Source organism: Ensifer sp. EB106-03-01-XG145 (assembly GCF_058792075.1).
Genome location: NZ_JBYTEC010000002.1, coordinates 175,198 through 198,335 on the forward strand (window position 1 = coordinate 175,198; position 23,138 = coordinate 198,335).

Genomic DNA, 23,138 nt, shown 5'->3' on the forward strand with positions numbered 1-23,138 from the left:
GCTGAGACGGGGATCGCTGCTTATCGGCTCGCTCATTCGAATAAACGGCGTCCCATGCGCAATGTTCCATCAGAGTACTCGCTTTCTGGTGATTCTCGAAGGGGTTGTTTCGATGAATGAAAAATCGTGACTGCGACATCACGAAATCCTGATCGGACCGGTGATGTGGGGCAAGAAGGTCGGCACGATCGACCTTCGCGAAGCCTGAAAGCCATGCTTGCCGCCCGCGCACGAAGAGTTGGTTTCCTCAGCCGCTGACTGGCGCGCCGAGGTGGTGGGAGAAGAAGGCCAGAACTGCATCCCGCATGGTCGGCGTTTCGACGTGGCCGATGCCGGGCTCTGCAACCAAGGATAAGTTGCGCTCGGCGCCAGCCGCCCGATAGGCGGCGCGCGTTGCGGCATGGGCCCGCTCCACCGCCTGCGGCGGCGTCAGCGGATCGTCGAGCCCCACACAGATCAATTGTGGCCGCGGTGCAACGAGCCCGGCGATTTCGCCAGTCGAGGTCTCCGTGAGCAGACCGGGGATCGTGAGATAATGGCCGTGCAGATCGTGAGCGCCGGTTGCGACGAGCGTGGCGAAATCCGCATAGCAGCAGAGGTGGGCGATTGCCGCGATCCGCGGGTCGAGCGCAGCCAGGAAGTAGGAAAGGGTGGCGCCCATCGAGATCCCGGTCATGCCGATGCGCGCGGGGTCGACGTCGTCACGCATTGAAAGCCAAGTGAGCGCTGCCTGCTGCTCGGAAAGCATCTGGCCGAAAAGGGTTCCGCCATACCAGAGGGCAGCCTTCGTCGCGGCGCTCTCTCTTACGATCGAGCGCTCTCCGAACGTCGGCATGTCGATGCACAGGGTAACGAAGCCGTGCTCCGCGAGAACGGGCCCAGGCGGGCTGAGCAGTGCCGGCCGGCCATCAAGCAGTTCGTTCGCGCCGATCTCGTAGCGTCCGCCATGGGCGTGGGCGTAGAGGATCGCTGGTCGAGGCCCGTCGTTGACGGGTGGTCGTGTCAGAAAGCCGCGGATTTCAGCGCCGTTGCGAGGTGTGCGAAAGCGCAGCCTCTCGACGATGTAAGAACCACGATCCTCCATCACGCAGACATCCAGGAACAGTTCCGTATCAGCGAGACCGAGAAGCGTGCGCAGGCGCTCGGCGGAGAAGGACATTGGTGGCGCCTAGCGAACGAGCCAGCCGCCATCGACCGGCAGCACCGTTCCGGTGACATAGCCGGAGGCGGGTGCTGCGAAGAAGAGCACGGCGGTCGCGAGATCGTCGGGCGTGCCCCAGCGCCCCATCGGAATGCGGGCGGAGATCTGGGCGTTGCGATCGGGGTCGTTGCGCAGCGCCTCGGTGTTGTCGGTCGCCATGTAGCCGGGGGCGATCGCATTGACGGTAATCCCGCGCGGTGCCAGCTCGTTGGCCATTGCCTTGGTGAGGCCGGCGATGCCGTGCTTCGAGGCGGCATACGCCGGCACGCGGACGCCGCCCTGGAAGGTCAGCATCGAGGCGACATTGACGATGCGGCCGGCGCGTCCGGTCGAGACCATGTGTCTGGCTGCGGCCTGCGACAGCAGAAAGGCCGCCTTCAGGTTGACGTCGAGCACACTGTCCCAGTCTTCCTCGGAATAGTCGAGCAGGTCGGCGCGGCGAATGATGCCGGCATTGTTGACGAGGATGTCGATGCCGCCGAGGGCGGCCACGACGTCGCCGATCGCCGACGCCGCGTCGAAAGGCCTGGAGAGATCGACGGTCAGTTCGTGAAAGCGAACACCCGCCTCTCGTACCAGCGCTGCCGTCTCCGGCATGGGCGTCGAACCGAGGGCGGCGATATCGGCGCCGGCCCGCGCGAGTGCCAGGGCCATGCCCTGGCCGAGGCCGGTGCGGGCGCCGGTGACGAGGGCGGTCTTGCCTGTGAGGTCAAACAGCGCGTTCAAGGCGAAGCCCCTTTTCGTTGAAGAGGTGTATGGGGGCAGCCGCAAGCGACAGCCTGATGTCGGATCCCGGTGCCAGGTCATGCTGACCGGGGGCGACGACCAGGATCTTCTGGCCGGCGACATCGGCATGCAGCACGGTTTCGGAACCGAGCGCCTCGACGAGGCGGATCTTGGCGGGAATGCCGCTTTCACCGGCATCAAGCGTGATGTGCTGCGGCCGGACGCCAAGCGTGATGGGTGAACCGCTTGCCGCCGCGTTGTCCGTGATTGGAACCTGCAGCCGATGCCCGCCCTTCAGCGTCGCGACCGCCGTGCCGGCGCCGACCGCTTCCAACGTACCTTCAAGGAAATTCATGTGCGGAGAGCCGATGAAACCGGCGACGAAGCGGTTGGCCGGCTTGTTATAGAGTTCGAGCGGCGTACCGATCTGCTCGATGCGGCCGGCGCGCAGGACGACGATGCGGTCGGCGAGCGTCATCGCCTCTACCTGGTCGTGTGTCACATAGATCATCGTTGCCGACAGCCGGGCGTGGAGGGCCGCAAGCTCGGCGCGGGTGGAGCCGCGCAGTTCAGCGTCGAGGTTCGACAGCGGCTCGTCGAGCAGGAAGGCAACGGGGCGGCGCACGATCGCGCGGCCGATCGCGACGCGCTGGCGCTGGCCACCCGAAAGTTGCCCGGGGCGGCGCTCGAGATAGGGCTCGATCTCCAGCATGCGCGCGGCTTCCCCAATACGCTCGGCGATCTCCGTCTTCGGCATGCGGGTGTTTTCGAGGCCGAAGGCGAGGTTCTGGCGCACGCTCATATGCGGATAGAGCGCGTAGGACTGGAAGACCATGGCGAGGCCGCGGTCGGCGGCCGGCACGTCGTTGACCACCTTGCCGTCGATCGCGAGCTCTCCGCCGGTCGGCTTTTCCAGCCCGGCGATCATGCGCAGAAGCGTGGACTTGCCGCAGCCGGAGGGGCCGACGAAGACGACGAGTTCGCCGTCCTTGATATCCAGGTTGATGCCATGAAGCACGTCGACGGCGCCGAACGACTTGGTCACATTGGTAAGCTTGATGTGGCCCATGGGTGCCCCCTTATTTCAGTCCGGTGCCGGCAATGCCGGTGGTGATGAAGCGTTGCAGGAAGATGAAGACCAGGACGACCGGGATCATGGTCACGACCGTCATGGCGAGAATGAAATGCCACTGCACGTTCAACTCGCCGGAATAGATGCTTAAGCCCACCTGCAGCGTATAAAGCTCCTTGCGGGAGAGCACGATCAGCGGCCAGAGGAAGTCGTTCCAGCGCCAGACGACGGAGAAGATCGCAAGCACAGCGAGCGCCGGTGCCGTCAGCGGCAGGATGATGCGCCAGTAGATCTGCCACTCCGATGCCTTGTCCATGCGCGCGGCGTCGATCAGCTCGTCGGGGATGGTCAGCATGTATTGGCGAAGGATGAAGACACCGGTCGGCGTCGCGACCGTCGGCAAGATCACCCCCCAGAGATTGTTGAACAGACCGAGCGCCGAGACGATCGAATAGAGCGGCACCATGATCACCGAGAGCGGCACCATCAGGGTGGCGAGGATCAAGAGCATCGCGAAGGTGCGGCCGCGGAACTCGTATTTGCTGAGCGCGAAGGCGGCCATCGAATTGACGATGAGCGTGATCACCGTCGCCGTCACCGTCACGAAAACGGAGTTCCAGAGGTAGCGGACGAAATCGAAATGGGTGAAGGGCTCGCTGTAGTTCGACGTGGCGAAGGACATTGTGCGTACCGGCGTGCGCTCGGCGATGTTGACCTTGACGATCTCGGTCGGCTTCTCCGGTGAAACCATCTGGGCGACGATGCCGATGCGGCGAACCTCGGCGAGCACCTTCTTGCTGCCATCCGGCAGCGTCACTTCGTAGAGGTCGAGCGGCTTGTCGTAACCTTCGACGGTCGCCTTCTGCGTTACATAGGGCATGATCGTCGGCGGGAATTCGGCAAGGGCTGCCGGCGACTTGAAGGAGGAGCCGACGAGCCAGACGGCCGGACCGAACATGATGAAGAGACCGCCGATGAGCCAGACCCAGGTGACAATATCGGTCCAGTGCCAGCCATTGCGGCCGCGACGTCGAAAAATGAATTCGGCAAGACGGCTCATTTTCGGGCTCCCTTCTTCTCGCCTTTGCGGCCAAGGCCGAGCTGGACCAGGGTGAGGACAACCAGCACGGCGCCCATCAGGATCGAGGCGGCTGCGGCAAGGCCGGGATTGCGCAACTGCGTCGCGAAGCCGGTCTCGTAGATGTATTGCGTGATATAGAGTGTGCTGGTGCCTGGGCCCCCGCCGGTCAGCACGTAGATCTCGTCGAAGATCTGCACTGCGCGGATCAAGACGAGCACGATGACGACGAGCAGGTTGGGCATCAGCAGTGGCAAGGTGATGCGCCAGAAGGCGCGCGCCGGACGGGTGCCGTCCATCTCGGCCGCTTCATAGAGATCCTTCGGGATCGCCTGCAGGCCGGCAAGCAGGATCAGCGTATAGAAACCCATATGCGCCCAGATCGAAACGCCGACGGTTGCTGCAAAGGACCAGTTGCGGTCGTTGAGCCAGGTGTGCGGCTCGAGGCCAAGGCTGTAGAGACCGAAGTTCAGCAGGCCCTGACGTTGCAGGATCCACTTCCAGATGAGGCCGACGACGACGGGCGAGAGCAGCACGGGGAAGAAGAACACCGCCCGCCAGAAGCTGCGCGCCATCAGGTCGCGGTTGAGGATCAGCGCCGTCACCAGCGAAAACAGGATCATCAGGGTGACCTGCAGCACCACGAACCAGGCGGTGTTGCCGACGGCGGTCCAGAAGGTGTCTTCCGCGCAGCTGTTCGGGTTGGTGTAATTCACGCAATCGAAGAGGCGCGCATATTGGTCGCCGCCGACGAAGCTTCGGTCGGGGAGGAAGAGGGCGGTTCCGCCGGTCATGGAATAGGCGAAGTTGATGAAGAACGGCAGCAGCACGAATATGCCGAAGATCAGCATGTTCGGCAGCAAGAAGAAGGTCGCCATGCCGCCGATGCCGAGCCGGCGCTGCACGAAGCGGAGCGGCGCATCGACGGCGCCCATCAGCAGGCGCACGGGCACCATGACCGCCTCGCCAAGGCGTGAGCCGCCTCCTCTTGGAACATCTGCCTTCATCGTTTGCTACCTCGCCACCGGTCGCGCTTTGTAGCGCAACGATCGTCGCCGGATTGTGATCTGCTGCCCGCAAGAGACGGGCAAGCGCTGCTTGCCGGATGTCAGCATTATGTAAGCTAATGCCTACTGGTGTGTCGGCGGCTGATCCGACGGCATGATACGTCACACCGTCGGAAACCGGGTATCGATCGCCCGGATCAGTTGCCGCTATCTTTCACCTTGGTGGCGATATCGCTATCGATGCGCGTGAACGCTTCGTCGACCGTCATCTCGCCGGCAGCAGCCTGGCTGACGCGGGTGACGAGCGCGCCGTAGACGGCGTCGGACCAGAGCCAGCCGGGCAGCTTGCGCGCCTCGTCGGAGAGCGACTTGCTCGCCTCGACGAAGCCGTTGAGCGCCGCCTTTGCCTGGGGGTCGTCGGTCTTGAAGTCGAGCCCCTTGGCAAGCACGCCCTTATGCGCAGGCAGGAACAAGGTGCGCTCGGAGAACTCCTTCACGATCGGTTCGCTCGCAAGATAGTCCATCACCTTGGCCACTTCCTTCGGGTTCTTGGTGTATTTGACCGCCACCAGACCCGCGCCGCCGGTCATGCCGGTGCAGTTGCTCGGCCCGCAGGGACTGCCGGTCGCCACCCAGTCGAAGTTGGTGCCGATCTTCGTCGAGAAGTTCGGAACCTGCCAGGAACCGGAATAGTAGTAGACGAGCTGTCCGTTGATGAAGTCGTCGGCGGCGGCGCGATAGGTGGAGCCGGCGGCCGAAACCCAGACGTCCTTGCTCATCGTGCCGTCGGCAACCCAGCCGACGAAGGTCTTCAGGAAGTTCTTCGAGCCATCATCAAGCGGCGCCGGCTTGCCGTCGGAGCCGATATAATTGCCGCCATAGGCAAGGTTCGGGCCGCTGAGGCGGTGACCGGAGCGGTCGAGCGCCATCGGGAAGGGAACCTGCTGGTTTTCTGCCACCTGCTTGGCTGCCTTCGCCCAGTCGTCCCAGGTCGCATCCTTGCCGGGGATCGCGACGCCCGCCTGGTCGAACAGCGTCTTGTTGGCAAAGCCGCCGGCAATCGTGATCTGGGTCATGAAACCGGAGATCTGGTTCGAGCCGTCCGGGCGCATCCAATCTGCCTGCCCGCCGAAATTCTCGTCCCAATAGGTGGGATCGGCAACCAGCGGCCTAAGGTCGAGCCAGTGCTGGCTCTGGGCCTTGAGGTTGGTGACGCGGGCGATGTCGGGGCCGTTGCCGGCTTCGAGCTGCACCGGCAGCTGCTCCTTGACGACGCTGTAGGACACGTTGTCGAGGATCACGTTGATCCCGGGGTTCTCCTTCATGAAGCGGTCGAGCAGGTCCTTCAACACCTCGCCTTCGACGCCATCGGAGTACCACATGATGCGCACGTCGCCGGCCATTGCCGCCGTCGACGTCAGGAGCCCGACGGCGAGCGCCGCGAGCATCGTTCCGGTCTTCTTCATTGTCTTTCTCCTCCACTTATCCATACACGAGCTTCCTCCCGCTCGTTTGGGATGGCGCCGGCTTCCCCGACCGGCGCAATTCTTTTTGCCTTATCTGGCGGCGAGCATGGTTGCCTCACCTGCCACGGTGAAATCCTTGGCGGCGATGGTGCGCCCTTCGGCTTCCGTCGAACCGTCGTTGCGGAAGACGACGCGGCCATAGTCCGGATCGTTGATGACGAAAGCACCGTCGGCGGTTTCCTCGACGGAGAGCCCGGCAAACTTCGTTTCCACCCCGGAAAGCTCTTCGGTTTCGCAAACCCGGACGATCCAGCGCGTCTTGTGGCCGGCCTGACGCAGCTCCGCATGCGCTGACGGTCCATCGGTCACCGGTAACAGTTCGGTTGCGCCGATCAGGACAACGGCGCCACGGCCGCTGCGCGCAAGTGCCAGCTTGCCCTTGACCCTGCTCTCGTCGAGCTCGGCGACCGGGAACCACGCATGGGTGAAGTCCGGCTGTTCGCTGACGGTCGCAAAGTCGAGTACGGCCAGCCCCCTGTACTGGTGGGCACGAGGGAGGGTGCCGCAACCACCCCAATAGGATGGCCGGCCGTACCCGAACTGAATGGTCTCGCCCGGATGGTTGATCCAGATCGCCGCTTCGGGGCGCTGGCCAAGGCGCAAATGCAGCACCGTTTCCTGATAGCCCCATTCGTTCCAGCGATAATGCGCCGCCGAGCCCATGGCGAAATGGCGGCCTTTGTAATGGTAGAGCGCCGCAAAGCGGTTTTCGCCCTGAGCGAAGCGCCACTCCTGATGGGCTGCATCGTCCTCATGGCAGGCGACGGTGGCAAGCGCCTCCGGCACCACCAGGCCGTGGTCACGCAGGCAGACGGCAAGCTGCGGCAGTGCATGCACGCGGCGGCCGTACCAGCCCTTGCCCCAGAGCAGGCGCGCGACACCCGAGAGTTCGAGCGAGCGGCCGGCGCAGAGCGTGTGCTCGTAGGAGCGCCCCTGGGCTGCCGTTACCATGCCGTGATGGGCCGAGCGGGCGATAATCTCGCAGAGGCGCACGATGCCCTTCTTGGCGCGGTCGGCGATGTCGGCGTCGGGCGAGAGTGCCGCCAGTGCCGTCAGGCCTTTGAGGTCGATCGGGAAGTAGGGCGCGGAGTTGAACTCCGCCATTTCCCAGGCCTCGAAATGATCGAGCCAGGCGCGGACGCGGGCGGCGCCGACGGCGCTTTGCTCGCTGCCCTTGCGGCCCGAGCGACGGAAGGTCGCCTCGGGGAAGAGGTGGCCGGCAAGATAGGCCGAGGTGTGGAACAGAAGCGCATGGTTTTCGGAGAAATACCACTGCACGTCGTTGCCGGGTTCATCCATCCAGTAGCGGAAGCCAAGGATCGCCTGATCGATGCGATCGCGCGTCTTTTCGCCGATATCCTGGCCCCATGTGGTGCGCGACCAGATGAGCGGCACCAGCGAGAAGTCGGCGCAGTCGTGGCAATCCTCGATCGACGGCAGGATTTCCTCGATCATCGCGTCGGTGTCGGTACCGCCGCGACCGCTGGCAAGCCGGGCGAAGGCGCGGACCGTGTCACGTTCGGAAAAGCCCGAGATCTCGTCGAGCGTCTCGGTAATGCGACGCGCAAGCGTCTCCGACGGTTTGCCCTGGCGGCCGGCGTGGCAGATCTCGACACCAAGAGAGCGCGACGCAACGAAGCCGCCGGCATCAAGCGTGATGCGGAAATGGCGGAAATCGGCCGGTGTCTCTTCCGATGGTCCGACAACCAGCCTCTTGTCGCCGGCCTTCAGCACGAAGTCGTGGTCGAAGCGCTCGGTCGACATGAAGTCGCCTTCGACCGCGACATTGACCTTGACATCGAGCGGCAGGGCGGCGGCGAAGAGAAGGGTGATGTCGCCCTCGAAACAGGCGGTCCGTTCGAAATGCATGCCGTCGAGTGCGGTCTCGATATCGGTGGCGGCCGCACTCGGGCAGGGAACGGGCAGCGCCACGCGCGCCGTCGGTCCCGCGAGATAGTCGAACTGGAAGAAATATCGCGCATCGCGTTCGGCGAGGTCGTCGAAGAAGATCGTAACTTCGTTGAGCCCGGCCTTGAGCTCAAGATCGAATTCGGCCTTGGCCTCGAGATTGCGGCTATAGGGCGCCATCCAGCCCACCTCTGCGCCGTTCAGGAAGAGCACTGCACCGCCGCAGGTGCCCAGGCGAATCTTGGCGGTGCCAGCCGTGTCGGCCTCGATCGAGGTGCGGGCCCAGGTCGCCAGCCGCGTCGGCCGGAACCAGAAACCGGAGAGGTCGAGCCGCGGCGAGCCGAAGGGCAGCCACCAACGCGTCGCCTCGAATGTGCCGCGCACTTCCGGCCGCTTGCCGCGATAGCGTTCGGCAAAGATCGTCCGACATGGATATTCGTGCGGGATGAAGTTCTTGTGCTTGGTCAGGAAGAAGAAGGGGTCCATCTCGCCCTTCATCGGCTGGTCAGGCACGTCGAAGCGCTCCTCGGCAATTGTGCCGAGCTGCCAGTAGCCGACGGCCTGCCCCGCAACGAGGCTTTTCTTCAGATGGAAAATCGTATCGCTCATTTCAGCTCAGCCAAGGCTACGGGGGTGACGTCGTTGTATTCCTGGTTCTCGCCGGTCATGCCCCAGACGAAGGCATAGGGGCCGGTGCCGGCGCCCATATGGATCGACCAGGCGGGCGAAAGCACGGCGTCGCCGTTTGCGACGATCAGGTGCCGGGTCTCCTCCGGCTCGCCCATCACGTGGACGATGCGGTCTTCGGGTGCCATGTCGAAGTAGCAATAGGCCTCCATACGCCGCTCGTGCACATGCGGCGGCATGGTGTTCCAGGCGCTGCCTTCGGCCAGATCGGTAATGCCCATCAGAAGCAGGCAGGAGGGCATGACTTCCGGGTGGATGTACATGACGAGGCGCCGCTTGTTCGAGCGCTTGACGTCGCCGAGCTCAAGCGCCTTTGCCTCCGCCCTCTTGATCAGCCGGTGTGGCAGATCGGCACCGGCGGGAACCGAGTTCATGTAGAAGCGGGCCGGGCGGTCGGCGGTCTCGCTTGCAACGACGATCTCCTTTGCGCCACGCCCGACATAGAGAACGTCGCGATTTTCGAGCACGAAGTTCTTACCGTCGACGGTGATCGTCCCGGTGCCGCCAAGATTGGCGATGCCCATCTCGCGCGCCGAAAGCAGATAAGGCGTGCCGATATCGGCGCCGGAGCCGAAGGAGACGCTCTTTGTCTTCGGCATGGCGCCGCCGAGGATCAGCCGGTCGACATGGGTGTAGGTGAAGTTCACGGCGTCAGCTGCAAAGAGATCGCTGATCAGGAACTCGCGGCGCAGCCGCGCCGTGTCGTAGCCTTTGATATCCTCGGGGTTGGCCCCGTAGAGAACCTTCATCGTCATGCTGCCTGTCCTTCCGCGCCGACATGCTGCAGGGCTTCGGAGAGACACAGGATTGCCAGTGCCTGGCCATAGCCGGTCGGCTGAATTGGGATGTCCTTGTAGAATTGCAGGTCGTGGCCCATGCGTGTGCCGTAGGAGACGTTGAGCACGGTGCCGCTCTCGTCGATGTTGCGCATCACGACTTCAAGCGCGCGCAGACCGGCGGCTCTCCAGGCGGGCGTTCCATAGCCGAGCCGATAGCCCTTGAGCAGGCCATAGCCGATGCCGGCCGTCGCGGAAATTTCCTCATAGGAGGTCGCGTCGTCGAGCAGCGTGCGCCAGGCGCCGGAAGCGGCCTGCAGCGGCAGCAATGCCTCGACCTGGGTAACGAGCACGCCGCGCAGGTATTCCTTGACCGGTGCGGCGAGTTCCGCGAGGTCGAAGAAGTCGAGCATGCCGGCGGTGATCCAGGCATTGCCGCGGGCCCAGCGGGCGCGGGCGAAATTGTGCCGGCCGTCGAAGGTCCAGCCATGGAACCAGAGACCCGACTGGGTGTCGGCAAGGTAACGAGCATGCACGAGAAACTGCCGCGAGGCCTCGTCGACGAGTTCGCGCCGGCCGCTCGCCTGGCCATAGGAGGCGAGGAACAGGGCGACCATATAGAGCGTGTCGTCCCAGAGTTCGTTGTCGTTGACCTTGTCGGAGACGTGATGCTCGAAGCCGCCTTCCGGCGTCCGGCCCATTTCGTTCATCACCCTGTTTGCCCAGTCGTCGAGCAGCGGCTTCCAGCGGGGATTCCTGGATTTGGCCCAGAGAACCGAGAGGCCGAGCATCGGCGCGGTCGTGTTGACGTTGAGTTCCGGAAGCCCGGCAGCAAGGCGTCCTTCGTACCAGCCTTCGATAAGCTGACGGATGTCCTCGCGGCCGGTAAACAGCCAGAACTTGATCAGGCCATAGAGGCCAACACCCTGCGGCCATTCCCAGCTGTCGAAGCTGATGTAGTCGCCTGCGGTCCCGTCGAGGTTCGGTTCATCGAACCGGCCGTCATGCTTGAGACCGGTCATACCGCCGACAAGACGATCGAGACCCGTGCGAATATCGTGGGCGTTGAGGCCCATGGCACTCCTCCTCCTTAAGCCGCTCTTCCCTCGGCTTTCTTGAGAAAGATAAAGGCACGATGTTTTTTCTTGCGCAACATGAAAATTTTTCCCAATATTGTGGCAAGGGAGGATCACATGATCGCAAAACCGCTGCCGGGCAAACGCGGCAAGAAGAGCAAACGCGTTCGGCTGGAGGACATCGCGGAAGCCTGCGGCGTCTCCTTGAGCACCGCCTCCCGCGCCCTTGCTGGCGAAAAGGGCGTGCGCGCGGAAATCCGCCAGAAGGTGCTGGAAGCGGCCAAGAACGCCAACTACATGATCCCCACGGCGGTCGCCGGTCAGAAGGTCATCGTGGCGGCGTCGAGTGCAGCCATGATCGACTATGTGCGCAACCAGTTTACCCACTATGTGCTGGAGGGGTTGAAGGAGCGGGCCCACGCGTTGGATCTCGAAATCGTCACCCGGCCAATCGCGGATCGAAACGAAGAGTTGGCCGTTCTTGCCGAGGCCGAAGAGGACGAGCAAGTCGCCGGTCTCTTGTTTCTCACCATCGACGATGAGGGCATGATTGCCGCCACCCGCGGCTTCGACAAGCCGGTTGTGCTCTTGAACAGCGACGATCCTTATATGCGGCTATCGAGCGTCACGCCCTGCAACCGATCGAGCGCGCGGCTTGCGACCGACCATCTGATCGAGCTGGGCCACGAGCGCATCCTGTTCCTGATGCGGCCGGGGCGCCGTACGATTGAGCGGCGCTACGAGGGCTGGCGCGACGGGCTGCTCGCGAAAGGCCTGCCCGCTACCGACGACTTGCTCGTCACCGTCGAGGACTGGCTGCCGGAGCTTGCGATACAGGCGCTGACGCAGCGGATTTCGGAGCGGGGGCTGGATTTCACCGCCGTGCTCGCAGCCGGCGACAGCCTCGCCGTCGGCGCCATGCTCGGCATCCAGCAGAAGGGCTTTTCGGTTCCAGGCGATGTCTCGGTCATGGGCATGGATGATCTGCCGCAGGCGGCCTTCCTCAATCCGCCGCTGACGACGATGCACATCCCGATGCGCGAGATCGGTTCCGTCGCGCTCGACCTCTTGCGCGACACGCTCTCCGGTATCCCGGCGCCGCCGCGACGGGTGGAGCTTGCCTGTCACCTGGTGCCGCGCGCCTCGACGGCACCGCCGCGCGGCGCCTAAGCCCGCGGCGAAGTCGCTACGACAGCCAGGTCGGCAGACGTGCCGGGACGCGGCCCGTGAGCGCCGCCTCAACGCAATCGGCGAGGCTGCCGAAGCGAACGGCGCGCCCGGAGAGGCCGGGGCCGTAATGGGCGTACTTTCCGGAATTGGTCATCAGCGCCCGCGTCTTCGTCGGGAACACCGGCTCCGAGATCGAGCACCAGCAGAGATCCGGCAGCACCTGGATACCACTTGCCTCCAGTCGAGCCAGCAGACCCTCTTCCCGTGCTGCGGCGATCGCGTCTCGTCCGGCGGTCACGATTAGGGCGACATCGCCATGCCGCTTGCGACCGTCGAAGGCGTCGGCCAGAGCGCGGCATTCCTCGAGCGAGGCGTGCGGGCTGCCGATGGCGACGAGCTCAACCTCGGCTGGTCCCTCGTTGAAATGCGCCCAGGCCTCGGCCATGTCGGCACGTGTGATGGCCGTTTGGTCGGCATCCTCAGCCGTGGCACCTTCCGCTTCCGGGGTTACACCTTCCACATGCAACATGGGGGCTGCGGACGTGGTGCCGAAGGCGGCGCAGAGCGCCTTCAGATCGTCGCGCGAGGGTCGTGCGGACGCAAGTCCACGCAACAGCGGGATGCGGTCGGGCGCGGCCTTGCCGGCGAGGTAGCCGATCAGCGGCCAGAAGGCATCGTCGATACCATCAGGCAGTTCCACGTCGATGACGCGCTTCGCCCTGCGCGGTTCGTCGAGATAGACACCCGAAAGGGGCGCGCGGCCGGTCAGCGCGATGCAGAGGTCGAGAAAATCCGGATGTTTCGCCGTACGGGCGCCAAGCACGGTGTTGGCGAAGATGACGGCGTTGGATTCCGCCCAGGCAATGGATTCGCCTGATTTCGGTGCGCTGTCGAGCAGATAGGGCGAACAGGTGAAGGTCGGGCGACAGCCCATGCGCACATAGGCGTCGGCAAGCTTAGCCGCCGGGTCGCCGAAACTTTCCGGCACGCCCTGCGCCCGCCAGTTGGCGCGGTCGACCGAGATCGCGTTCATCGTCGTCGGCACCTGGACCTTGGCGCCCATGTTTGCCATCTTTTCGGCGAAGGTGAGGTTGGCGGGGCTCGCATAGATGCAGCCGTCGATATGGCCCTGGACCACGTCGATGAGCTTTTCCGCCCCCTGCTGTGCGGCCATCGCGGAAATGATCCGCATCGCTTGCTGCACGGCGATGCCATCGCGGCCGTCGAGCATTGCGCGGTCGTCTTCGGTAAGGTCGAGAGCGGTCACTGCCGGCGGCTCGACCGGGATCGTCAGGCCGTCGGCCTCGATCGTGCCAGCGCCGATCCCTGCTGACTTTGCCTGCGAAAGCATCTTGAAGGCGTCGCGTGAAAGCCTGAGCACCGGCAGAGATTTTCCGAACATCTCGGCGGCGATCAACGCGCCGAGCGTCAACACGTCCTCGGCTTCGCAGAAGACCAATGCGGCAGGCGCCCGGCCGGTGAGCGCCATATCGAGCAGAACGCCCGAACCGGTACAGGAACCGCGGCTCGATGGCATCATCAGGATGCCGCCGGTGAGACAGATCCCGTGCAGCGGGTGATGCACATCGATCACCACGCCGGTTGCCGGATCGACCCCGCCCCAGAAGCTCAGCGCCTCCTCGGTGGCGATGATGGGGCCATCGGCGGAGCCAGAGAGAATGCTGCGGGCGGAGATCGATTGGGTCATTTTACGACAAATCCATGGGCGAAGGGGTCGCGGTCATCGATGAAGATCGTGTTGATGCCGGTCATGCGGGCCCAGCCGGCGATCGAAGGGATGATGGCGTCGCGGTCGGCAACCTTGGTCGCCGCCTCGACGCGGCCCTTGAACAGCGACCCGATGATCGATTCATGCACGAACTCGTCACCGACCTTCAGCTTGCCCTTGGCGGCAAGCTGCGCCATGCGCGCCGAGGTGCCGGTGCCGCAGGGCGAGCGGTCGATCGCCTTTTCGCCGTAGAACACGGCGTTGCGCGCATGCGCCTCGGCCTGGGTTGGCTTGCCGGTCCACTGGATGTGGCTGAGGCCCTGGATCTCGGGGTGTTCCGGATGGACGAACTCGTACTTGGCGTTGAGGGCTGCGCGCAGCTTCGGACTCCAGCCGACGAGCTCGCCGGCGGTATGATCGGCCATGTCGCGGAAGTTCTTCTGCGGCTCGACGATGGCGTAGAAGTTGCCGCCATAGGCGACGTCGACGACGATCTCGCCGAGGCCCTCGACCTCAGCCGTCAGGCCCTCGGCATAGAGGAAGCCCGGCACGTTGGTGAGGCGCACTTCCTCGACGAAGCGGCCTTCCTGGCGATAGGTGATGTCCACCTTGCCGGCCGGCGCGTCGATCGACAGCTTGCCCGGTTCACGCGGGGTGATCAGCCCGTTCTCGATCGCCATGGTGATGGTGCCGATCGTGCCGTGGCCGCACATCGGCAGGCAGCCGGAGGTCTCGATGAAGAGCACCGCGACGTCGCAGTCGGGCCGCGTCGGCGGATAGAGGATCGAGCCGGACATCATGTCGTGGCCGCGCGGCTCGAACATCAGGCCGGTGCGGATCCAGTCGAATTCGCGCAGAAAGTGGGCCCGCTTCTCCAGCATGTTGGCCCCTTCGAGCCGCGGCCCGCCGCCGGAAACGAGCCGGACCGGGTTGCCGCAGGTGTGTCCGTCGATGCAGGAGAAGGTATGGTTGGCCATGGTCGAAGCCCTATCAGAAACGTTGCGGCGAGAAGGATTGGATGTCGATTGCCGGCCGCTGGCCGGTCAGGAGTTCGGCGACGAGACGCGCGGTGCCGGCCGATTGCGTCAGGCCGAGATGGCCGTGGCCGAAGGCGTAGATCACGCGCCCCGTGGCACGGGCGCGGCCGATCGCCGGCAGGCTGTCGGGCAGTGACGGGCGGAAGCCCATCCACTGCACGCCGCCTTCGCTTTTGAAGCCGGGCAGGAATTTCTGCGCCTTCTTCAGCATCGCTTCCGAGCGGCGGAAATTCGGCGGCAGCTTGAGGCCGCCGAGTTCGACGGCGCCGCCGACCCGGATGCCGGTCGAAAGCCGCGTGACGACAAAGCCGTGGCCGCCGAAGGTGACCTGGGTGCGCAGATCGAAGGCGTCCTGCGGCAGCGTGGTGTTGTATCCGCGCTCGGTTTCGAGCGGGATACGTTCGCCGAGCGTCCGGGCGATCTGATGCGAGAAGGCGCCGGCGGATAGCACAACCTGGTCTGCACGCCGTGTCTTGCCGTTGGACGTCAGTTCCACGCCACCCTCGACCGGCCGCAATGCCGTAACCTCGGCGCGTTCGATGATGCCGCCCTTGGCGCGGAAATGGTCCGCGAGCGCGAGGGTATAGAGCTTCGGATCGGCGATCGAGTACCAGCCGGGCGTGAAGGTGCCATGAGTAAAGCACGGCGCGAGACCGGGCTGGATCTCGGCCATTTCGGCAGCACCCATATGGCGGAATTCGATGCCGTGCTCTGCCCGCGCCTTCCAGCCGGGAAGCGATGCCTTCAGTTCGGCTTCGCTTTCATAGACCTGGAGATTGCCTTCCTTGCGCAGCATCGGCAGGGTGCCGGTTGCGGTGAGGAAGGGTTCTAGCTCCGCCTTGGACAGGTCCATGATCGCGGTCTGCGCCGTCGTCGAATGCGCAACGCGGCCCGGCGAGCAGGCGCGCCAGAAGCGGAACATCCACGGGGCGATCTGCACCGCGTAGGCCGGCGGGACGCTCAAGGGCCCAAGCGGGTCGAGCAGCCACTTCGGCGCCTTTTTGAGGATGCCGGGAGAGGCGAGCGGCAGGATGTCGGTAAAGGCGAAGGCCCCGGCATTGCCGGCAGAGGCACCTGCGGCCGGGCCTTCCCGGTCGAGCACGGTGACGGAAAGTCCCCGTGCCTGGGCGGCGATCGCCGCGGAAAGGCCGACAACGCCGGCGCCGATGACGATGACGTCAGGCTGAGCTGCATCCTTCATGATCGGCTCAGTGCGTCGCTGCCAGGAACTTCTGGAGTTCCGGGTCCTTCGGCGCGCCGAAGAGCGCCTCGGGTGCTGCGATTTCCGCCATCACGCCCTTGTGGAAGAAGGCGACGCGGTCGGAAACTTCGCGGGCAAACTTCATTTCGTGTGTGACACAGATCATCGTCATGCCTTCGGACGCAAGCATGCGCAGCGTGTCGAGCACTTCGCCGACGAGCTGCGGGTCGAGTGCCGAGGTCACTTCGTCAAACAGCATGTATTCCGGCGACATGGCAAGCGCGCGGGCGATCGCCATGCGCTGCTGCTGGCCGCCCGACATGCGGGTGGGATAGACGCCGAGCTTCTCGCCGAGGCCAACGTGCGTGAGCTGCTTGACGGCGTTCTCCTCAGCCTTTTCCTTGGAGAGGCCGAGCACCTTGCGCGGCGCCAGCATGACGTTTTCAAGCACGGTCAGGTGCGGGAAAGCATTGAACTGCTGGAAGACGATGCCGAGCTTGCTGCGCAGCTTGTTGAGGTTTGTTGATTTCGCGTGGACCTCGGTGCCGTCAACGAGGATGCGGCCGGCATCGATCGGCTCGAGACCGTTGATGCAGGTCAGCAGCGTCGATTTGCCGGAACCGGAGCCGCCAATGATGGTCAGCACCTCGCCCTTGTTGACGGTGAGGTCGATGCCTTTGAGAACCTCCAGCGAGCCGAAGGATTTGCGAACGTTCTGGATCTCAATCATTGGACCACCGTTTTTCAAGGTAACCGCCGAGCCGGGCGATTGGGAAGCTGATGAGGAAGTAGATGGCGCCGCAGATCAGAAGGATCAGCAGCGGCTCCTGCAGACGGGTGACGAGCACCTGCGAGGCGCGCAGCAGCTCGATCAGGCCAAGCCAGAGAACGAGTGCGGAGTCCTTCATGACGCCGAGCGTCAGGCCGATCCAGGACGGCAGCGAAACACGGGTCGCAAGCGGCGCCACGATGTAGCGCATGTCCTGCCACCAGGTCATGCCGAGCGAGCGGGCAGCGCGGCGCGTCGTCGGCGGCACGGAGGAGATGCCGCCGCGCACGATCTCCGTGCAGTAGGCGGCCGTGTAGAGCGACAGCACCACGCAGGACGTCGTGAACGGCGCCCAGCCGAGCTTGGCGATCGCCTGGAAGGCGTTGGCAAGCACCAGCTGGATCAGGAGCGGCACCGAGCGGAAGATGTCGAGCACGAAGGTGAGCGGTGCGGCCCAGTAGGGGCCGACCTGGTTGCGCACGACGCCGAAGATGATGCCGAGCACGGTGCCGGCGGTGACCGAGACGGCGGTGACCGCAAGCGTCATCAGGGCGCCTTTCAGCAGGAAGCCGAGATCAGCAAGGGTGAGGGCGGTATTGAACATCTCTCACCTCTCCTTAGTAGCGGAACATGCGCGCGGCGAGCAGACGGGCTGCCAGCGTCACGGCCTTGGCGATCAGGTAGTAGATTACTGCGGCGATCGCGAAGAATTCGAAGGTGCGGAACGAGCGGGCATTCAGTTCCTGGGTGATGCCGGCAAGGTCGGTGTTCATGCCGACGGTGACGCCGAGCGAGGTCATCAGGATTGCCCAGACCATCTGGTTGGTAACGGGGAGGAAGGCGATGCGTAGCATCTGCGGCAGCACGATATAGCGGAAGGCCTGCACCGGCGTCATGCCGAGCGAGCGGCCGGCGCGCGTCTGGGTGTCGGGAATGGCCTTGAGCGCGCCGCGGAAGTTTTCCGCGAGATAGCCGGCATTGTTGAAGGCGATCCCGGCGAGCAGCGCCGTATAGGGGCTCAAGTGGATGCCGAAATTGCCGAGGCCGAAATGCGCCATATAGATCTGGAACAGCGCGGGCGTGTTGCGGGCGATCTCGACCCAAGCGGTCGCAAAACCGCCGAGAATGCGATTGCCGGACAGGCGGCAGGCCGTCAGCGCCAGCGCCAGCGCCAGGCCGATGACCATCGAGAGCAGAGCCACCTGCAAGGTGACCAGCGCTCCATCGAGCATCTGCGGCAGGGCTTTCAGCGCCTGGTTCCAATGGAAGGTATAACTGAACATGTTTCGTCTCGCCTCTTCGGAAACGAATAGCGGCGCGAAGCTACACTCCGCGCCGCCAGATGGACGGCCAGATTAGCGGTAAACGCCCTTTGCCGTAAGGTCCGGAAGCTCGCCGCCGACCCACTTTTCGTAGAGTTCTGCGTAGCGGCCGGTGCGGACCTGCTGGTTGATGAAGAGGTTGAGGAAGTTGACGAAGCCGTATTCTTCGCGGTTCGTGAAGAGCGCGACGTAGTCGGTGTCGAACGGAGCCTTGCCGACAACGGCGATGCCCGGGAACTTGCCGGTCTTCACGTTGGCCTGCGCAACGGTCGAGGTCGAAACCGTGGCGTCGATCTGGCCCTGGCTCAGAGCGAGGAAGACGTCGGCCTGGGTCTGGTACGGACGGAACTCGCCGGCGCCCCATTCCTTGACCTGTTTTTCAAGCGCGATGGCTTCGAACGTGCCGGCGGTGGCGCCGACGACCTTGCCCTTCATGTCTTCGAAGGACTTGACGCCCGACTTTTCATTGGCGGTCACGGCCATTTCGAAGGCGAAGTAAGGGATCGTCATGCCAACGGTCTTGGCGCGCTCAAGCGTGTCGGAGGTGGAGGCAACGCCGACGTCGACACGGCCCGACATCAGAGCGGGAATGCGCTCCGGGAACGGGGTCTCGACGATTTCGGCGGTGACGCCGAGGGCCTTGGCAAGGTCGTTGCAGTAGTCGACGTCAAAGCCGATCGGGTTGTTGTTCTCGTCGCGAGAACCCATCGGCGGGAAGTCGAGCACGACCGCGCAACGCAGCGTTCCCGAGCCGATGACGTCATCCAGCTTGTCGGCATGGGCCTGGCTGGTCAGAGCAGCGGCCGCAACGAGGCCGAGCGCAAGCACCGAAGTCTTCATTATCTCTCTCCCTGAAATGAGTGCCGTTTGACGGCTGGGGCACTATTCCGTTTTAGAGAGCTTAAATCAATAGAAAAATACAATTAGTATACAAAAAGTATATCATCATAACGCAGAACGCGCGCAGACATCCCATTTGTTTCGCCAAATGGGATGTCTGCGCAGCGATCTGTCGTGTCTCATACGTGAGAGCGAACTGCGGGCGGCAAGCCGCCTGCCCATTTCCTCTTCCGTTTTAGCCCTGGAAATCCTCGGGCAGCATGGCTTCCGGCATGTTCTGGTAGGCGACCGGCCGCAGGAAGCGGCGTATCGACAGGGTGCCGACGCTGGTCGCGCCGAAGTTGGTCGAGGCCGGGTAGGGGCCGCCATGGACCATGGAATCCACCACCTCGACGCCGGTCGGGAAGCCGTTGACGAGCACGCGGCCGGCCTTGCGCTCGAGGATCGGGCGCAGACGACGGGCGGTTTCGAGGTCGGCCGTATCCATGTGGATCGTCGTGGTCAGTTGCCCCTGGAATCCACGGGCAAGCTGTTCCATCTCGCTGGTCGAACCGACGCGGACGACGAGGCCGAGCGGACCGAAGACCTCTTCGCCGAGCGCATGGTCGGCGAGGAACTGGTCGCCGGTCGTTTCGAACAGGTTCGGCGAGACCGAGCGGCCGGAGGATTCGGTCACGAGCAGTGGCTTAACGGCATTGCGGCTTTCGAAGTGCGCCTGCCCATCGTGATAGGCCTTGGCGATGCCGTCGGTCAGCATCGTCTGCGGCGCCACCTTGCCGAGCGCTTCGACGGCGGCAGCTGTGAAGCGGTCGGCGTCAGCGCCTTCGACTACCACGGCGATTCCGGGATTGGTGCAGAACTGGCCGGCACCCATGGTCAGCGAACCGGCCCAGCCCTGGCCGAGCGTTTCGGCGCGTGCCTTCAGCGCTTCCGGCAGCAGGAACATCGGGTTGACCGAACCGAGTTCGCCGAAGAACGGGATTGGTTCCGGGCGCGCGGCGCAAAGATTGAAGAGCGCACGGCCACCGGCGAGCGAACCGGTGAAGCCGACGGCCTTGATCAGCGGATGCTGGACCAGCGCTTCGCCGACCTGTCGGTTGCCGCCCTGGATCAGCGAGAATACGCCCGGATGTACGCCCGTCTTGCGGATCGCGGCTTCAACAGCCTGCGCGACGATCTCACCGGTGCCGGGATGGGCCGAGTGGCCCTTGACGACCACGGGGCAACCGGCGGCAAGTGCGGCGGCCGTGTCGCCGCCGGCGGTCGAGAAGGCGAGCGGGAAGTTCGAGGCGCCGAAAACGGCGACCGGGCCGATCGGCCGCTGGATGAGGCGGATCTCCGGACGCGGCGCCGGCTGGCGTTCAGGCAGTGCGGCGTCGAAGCGGCGGTCGAGATATTCGCCCTTCTCGATGTGGTCGGCGAAAAGGCGGAGCTGGCCGGTGGTGCGGCCGCGTTCGCCCTGCAGGCGGGCTTCCGGCAGGCCGGTTTCCTGGCTGCCGATCTCGGTGATCGCCTCGGCACGCGCCTCGATCTCGTCGGCGATCGCGCGCAGGAATGCGGCGCGCTCGGCGCGGGTCGAATAACCGTAGCTCAGGAACGCTTCTTCCGCGGCTTCGGCCGCACGGTTGACCAGTTCCACGGTGCCGGTGGCAAACTGATGGACCGGTCCGTGAGCGGGTGCGGATGCGAAGGTGCCCGCGCCGTCGAGCCATTCGCCGGCGACAAGGTGTTTTCCTTTGGGGGTGAAGGCCATCTGGCGATCCTTTCTCTCGATCCCGGATTGCCTTTTGGGGCAGAGGGGATCATGGCTGAATTGCACTTGTCGGATCTTTGTATACTATATGTATGCAAAACATCAATCGCCTGACTGGCTCATCCGGATCAGGCGCAGCATTTGAGAGGGAGAGAGATGAGCGAGACCAACCTGACGATCGCGGCACTTTTCGATCGCGTCGAGGCGATCTTCCGCAAGGGGGGCCTCAATGAGGTCCAGGCAGGCGCACTTGCCCGCGTGATCGTCGCGGGCGAACGCGACGCCTGCAAGTCGCACGGCGTTTACCGCATCGAAGGCGCGCTCCGGACAGTCAAGGCCGGCAAGGTGAAGGCGGATGCCGTGCCGGAGCTCGATGCGCAGGAAGGCTCGGCGATCGTCAAGGTGAACGCCAAGGGCGGCTTCGCCAACCCGGCCTTCGAGCTCGGCCTGCCGGTTCTCGCCGAACGCGCCCGTTCTTTGGGCATCGCTGCGCTGGTCATCAATGATTGCACCCATTTCTCGGCGCTGTGGCCCGAAGTGGAAGGCTTGACCGGCGAAGGGCTCGCGGGCCTCGTCATGTGCCCAAGCTATGCGACCGTTGCGCCGACCGGCGGCAACAAGCCGCTGCTCGGTACCAACCCCTTCGCCTTCGGCTGGCCGCGCGAAAACCAGCCGCCTTACGTCTTCGACTTCGCGACCTCGGTTGCCGCGCGCGGGGAGATCGAGCTGCACCGCCGGGCCGGAAAGCCTCTGCCCGAGGGCTGGGCGATCGACGCAGAAGGCAATCCGACGACGGATCCGGAAGCGGCCCTTGCCGGCGCCATGCTGCCTTTCGGCGGCCACAAGGGATCGGCGATCGGTACGATGATCGAGCTTCTCGCCGGCATCATGATCGGCGACCTGACGAGCCCGGAAGTGCTCGACTACCTCGGCACCACGACGCTTGCGCCCTTCCATGGCGAACTGATCGTTGCCTTCTCGCCGGAGAAGTTCGCAGCCGGAAGGCCCGGCAATCCGTTTGCCCGCGCCGAAGTGCTTTTCGAGGCGATCGTCGGCCAGGGCGCACGTCTTCCGTCACAGCGCCGCTTCGTCGCGCGCGCCAAGTCGGAAGCGGTTGGTGTTGTTCTTAACCAGGCCGAGACGGAGCAGCTCGACCGGCTGCTCGCGCTTGGACTGGAAGCCGTCGCGTAAAATCAAGACCGGGACATCCGGCCCTTGTGGCGCTTTTCAGAGCGAATGCCCCTCCCGGGGGGCGTTCCAACCAGGATGCGGAACAGGTTGCTCCGGTTCCGCATCTCGAGGTAGAGGGCATCCGGCGGCAAACACCACACGCGCTTACGACCCCGTCGAGAGAGCATTCGCCGATGCTCCCTCCGAGGGAAGGCGTCACGGCAGCAGCGATCGTGCTGTTGGCGTCAGGCGCAACACCTCGTTCTGTCGCCACGTCCGCCGCTCCATCTCCGAAACGGCCTCTGTCGTCCAGGTCTCGCAGCGCGCGAGCACGGCAAGGTGGGTCTCGTACGCAGCCAAACTGGGGAAGGCGGAGAACCAGACGAAGACAGTCTCCCCCTCGCGAACAGGCAGCCTTGGGAACGTGTTCGGGCTCTGCTCCGTTACCAATGCCGCCAACACGGTGGCCGAGGCTTGCACCAGCTGTGGTTTCACAGTGTCCTCAAAGAACCGGGCAAACGCCTCCTCCGTGCGTGGTGCGAGATAACAACATGTCGCAACCACAAGGCCGCGCCGTCCATCTGCCGCGCCGGGTTGGGCGCGCGTGGCGCGCAACGGCGCAAAGCCGACGTCGGGCGATGCAGGCCGTAACAGCAGAACATTGTCCGAGTTGATCATCGTGCCGTTCGCCTGCTCGCGGTGAGCGGCCCACACCGGCCCGCTATAAAACGCGTCCAGCGCCGCGGCGCGAGACGGCATGTCGCTGAAGCCTCTCAGCCATACGAAGCTGTCGGGATCATCAAGGTCGCGGAATTGCCCGATCACGCACATTCCCTGCGCTTCCTGGGGTTCAATGAACGCGCGGTCGAACAGGTCGATCAGCGTCTCCCGTGCGTGCGGTCGAAGCCGATACCGTCGCAGTTCAATGATGGCGTTGGTTCCACCGCGTGCGGCTTGCGCCATTGGTTCGCCCTCCACGATTACAGTCATATCCGTTCCTCCACAAAACAGGACAACCGTCCCGTTTTGAATACAGGGCAGTTGTCCTGTTTTGTCAATCTGCTATAACTTCGCAAGAATGGAAGGAACT

At 64.2% G+C, this 23,138-nt stretch carries 20 protein-coding genes; 2 read left to right on the plus strand and 18 right to left on the minus strand.

Annotated features, from left to right (window positions below; all coding sequences use genetic code 11):
- Positions 1-247: 247 nt before the first annotated feature.
- The 9 genes from AC3WWH_RS09415 to bglB form a co-directional block, all read right to left on the minus strand.
- Positions 248-1,159 (minus strand): alpha/beta hydrolase family protein, encoded by a 912-nt coding sequence (locus AC3WWH_RS09415; RefSeq protein WP_058322790.1) that lies wholly within the window; start codon positions 1,157-1,159, stop codon positions 248-250.
- A 9-nt stretch (positions 1,160-1,168) separates the two neighbouring features.
- The gene (gene kduD / locus AC3WWH_RS09420; protein ID WP_058322791.1) at positions 1,169-1,927 is read right to left on the minus strand and encodes a 2-dehydro-3-deoxy-D-gluconate 5-dehydrogenase KduD; all 759 of its coding nucleotides are present in this window, start codon (positions 1,925-1,927) and stop codon (positions 1,169-1,171) included.
- Positions 1,911-2,996 carry a sn-glycerol-3-phosphate ABC transporter ATP-binding protein UgpC gene (locus tag AC3WWH_RS09425; protein WP_113398565.1) on the minus strand — a complete coding sequence of 362 codons (1,086 nt, stop codon included), beginning with the start codon at positions 2,994-2,996 and terminating at the stop codon, positions 1,911-1,913. The genes kduD and AC3WWH_RS09425 overlap by 17 nt, the downstream gene beginning before the upstream one ends.
- A gap of 10 nt (positions 2,997-3,006) precedes the next feature.
- Entirely contained in the window at positions 3,007-4,059 is a 1,053-nt protein-coding gene (locus AC3WWH_RS09430; protein ID WP_110880477.1) for a carbohydrate ABC transporter permease, read from the minus strand.
- Positions 4,056-5,084, minus strand: a complete 1,029-nt coding sequence (locus tag AC3WWH_RS09435; protein WP_057251930.1) for a carbohydrate ABC transporter permease — start codon at positions 5,082-5,084, stop codon at positions 4,056-4,058. Before AC3WWH_RS09435 ends, AC3WWH_RS09430 begins: the two co-directional genes overlap by 4 nt.
- A gap of 197 nt (positions 5,085-5,281) precedes the next feature.
- Positions 5,282-6,550 carry an ABC transporter substrate-binding protein gene (locus AC3WWH_RS09440; protein WP_058322794.1) on the minus strand — a complete coding sequence of 423 codons (1,269 nt, stop codon included), beginning with the start codon at positions 6,548-6,550 and terminating at the stop codon, positions 5,282-5,284.
- Positions 6,551-6,640: 90 nt separating this feature from the next.
- A complete protein-coding gene (locus tag AC3WWH_RS09445) occupies positions 6,641-9,127 on the minus strand; it encodes a hypothetical protein (protein WP_492376933.1) in 2,487 nt (828 codons plus the stop codon).
- Positions 9,124-9,960 carry a 5-dehydro-4-deoxy-D-glucuronate isomerase gene (kduI, locus tag AC3WWH_RS09450; protein ID WP_492376934.1) on the minus strand — a complete coding sequence of 279 codons (837 nt, stop codon included), beginning with the start codon at positions 9,958-9,960 and terminating at the stop codon, positions 9,124-9,126. Before kduI ends, AC3WWH_RS09445 begins: the two co-directional genes overlap by 4 nt.
- Positions 9,957-11,057: a beta-galactosidase BglB gene (gene bglB / locus AC3WWH_RS09455; protein WP_058322797.1), complete on the minus strand. Its 1,101-nt coding sequence runs from the start codon at positions 11,055-11,057 to the stop codon at positions 9,957-9,959. The genes kduI and bglB overlap by 4 nt, the downstream gene beginning before the upstream one ends.
- Positions 11,058-11,174: 117 nt before the next feature.
- On the opposite strand from bglB, the gene AC3WWH_RS09460 reads away from it, so the two are divergent.
- The gene (locus AC3WWH_RS09460) at positions 11,175-12,227 is read left to right on the plus strand and encodes a LacI family DNA-binding transcriptional regulator (protein ID WP_492376935.1); all 1,053 of its coding nucleotides are present in this window, start codon (positions 11,175-11,177) and stop codon (positions 12,225-12,227) included.
- A 16-nt stretch (positions 12,228-12,243) separates the two neighbouring features.
- Here the strand turns inward: AC3WWH_RS09460 and lhpI are convergent, their stop codons facing one another.
- From lhpI to AC3WWH_RS09500, 8 genes are all read right to left on the minus strand, one after another.
- On the minus strand, positions 12,244-13,935 hold the full coding sequence (lhpI, locus tag AC3WWH_RS09465; protein WP_492376936.1) for a cis-3-hydroxy-L-proline dehydratase: 1,692 nt from the start codon (positions 13,933-13,935) through the stop codon (positions 12,244-12,246).
- On the minus strand, positions 13,932-14,933 hold the full coding sequence (locus tag AC3WWH_RS09470) for a 4-hydroxyproline epimerase (protein WP_058322800.1): 1,002 nt from the start codon (positions 14,931-14,933) through the stop codon (positions 13,932-13,934). The genes lhpI and AC3WWH_RS09470 overlap by 4 nt, the downstream gene beginning before the upstream one ends.
- Positions 14,934-14,946: 13 nt before the next feature.
- Positions 14,947-16,194, minus strand: a complete 1,248-nt coding sequence (locus AC3WWH_RS09475) for an NAD(P)/FAD-dependent oxidoreductase (RefSeq protein WP_492376937.1) — start codon at positions 16,192-16,194, stop codon at positions 14,947-14,949.
- A gap of 7 nt (positions 16,195-16,201) precedes the next feature.
- Complete coding sequence (locus tag AC3WWH_RS09480) at positions 16,202-16,924, minus strand: amino acid ABC transporter ATP-binding protein (RefSeq protein WP_034798411.1); 723 nt, start codon at positions 16,922-16,924, stop codon at positions 16,202-16,204.
- On the minus strand, positions 16,917-17,567 hold the full coding sequence (locus AC3WWH_RS09485; protein ID WP_058322802.1) for an amino acid ABC transporter permease: 651 nt from the start codon (positions 17,565-17,567) through the stop codon (positions 16,917-16,919). Before AC3WWH_RS09485 ends, AC3WWH_RS09480 begins: the two co-directional genes overlap by 8 nt.
- A 13-nt stretch (positions 17,568-17,580) precedes the next feature.
- A complete protein-coding gene (locus AC3WWH_RS09490) occupies positions 17,581-18,246 on the minus strand; it encodes an amino acid ABC transporter permease (protein ID WP_057251921.1) in 666 nt (221 codons plus the stop codon).
- Between the two features lie 72 nt (positions 18,247-18,318).
- Complete coding sequence (locus AC3WWH_RS09495; protein WP_057251920.1) at positions 18,319-19,125, minus strand: ABC transporter substrate-binding protein; 807 nt, start codon at positions 19,123-19,125, stop codon at positions 18,319-18,321.
- A gap of 235 nt (positions 19,126-19,360) precedes the next feature.
- A complete protein-coding gene (locus AC3WWH_RS09500; RefSeq protein ID WP_110880487.1) occupies positions 19,361-20,878 on the minus strand; it encodes an aldehyde dehydrogenase (NADP(+)) in 1,518 nt (505 codons plus the stop codon).
- Between the two features lie 156 nt (positions 20,879-21,034).
- On the opposite strand from AC3WWH_RS09500, the gene AC3WWH_RS09505 reads away from it, so the two are divergent.
- The gene (locus AC3WWH_RS09505; protein WP_113398570.1) at positions 21,035-22,069 is read left to right on the plus strand and encodes an Ldh family oxidoreductase; all 1,035 of its coding nucleotides are present in this window, start codon (positions 21,035-21,037) and stop codon (positions 22,067-22,069) included.
- A gap of 195 nt (positions 22,070-22,264) precedes the next feature.
- Here the strand turns inward: AC3WWH_RS09505 and AC3WWH_RS09510 are convergent, their stop codons facing one another.
- Complete coding sequence (locus tag AC3WWH_RS09510) at positions 22,265-23,038, minus strand: NIPSNAP family protein (protein WP_245299167.1); 774 nt, start codon at positions 23,036-23,038, stop codon at positions 22,265-22,267.
- Positions 23,039-23,138: the final 100 nt, after the last annotated feature.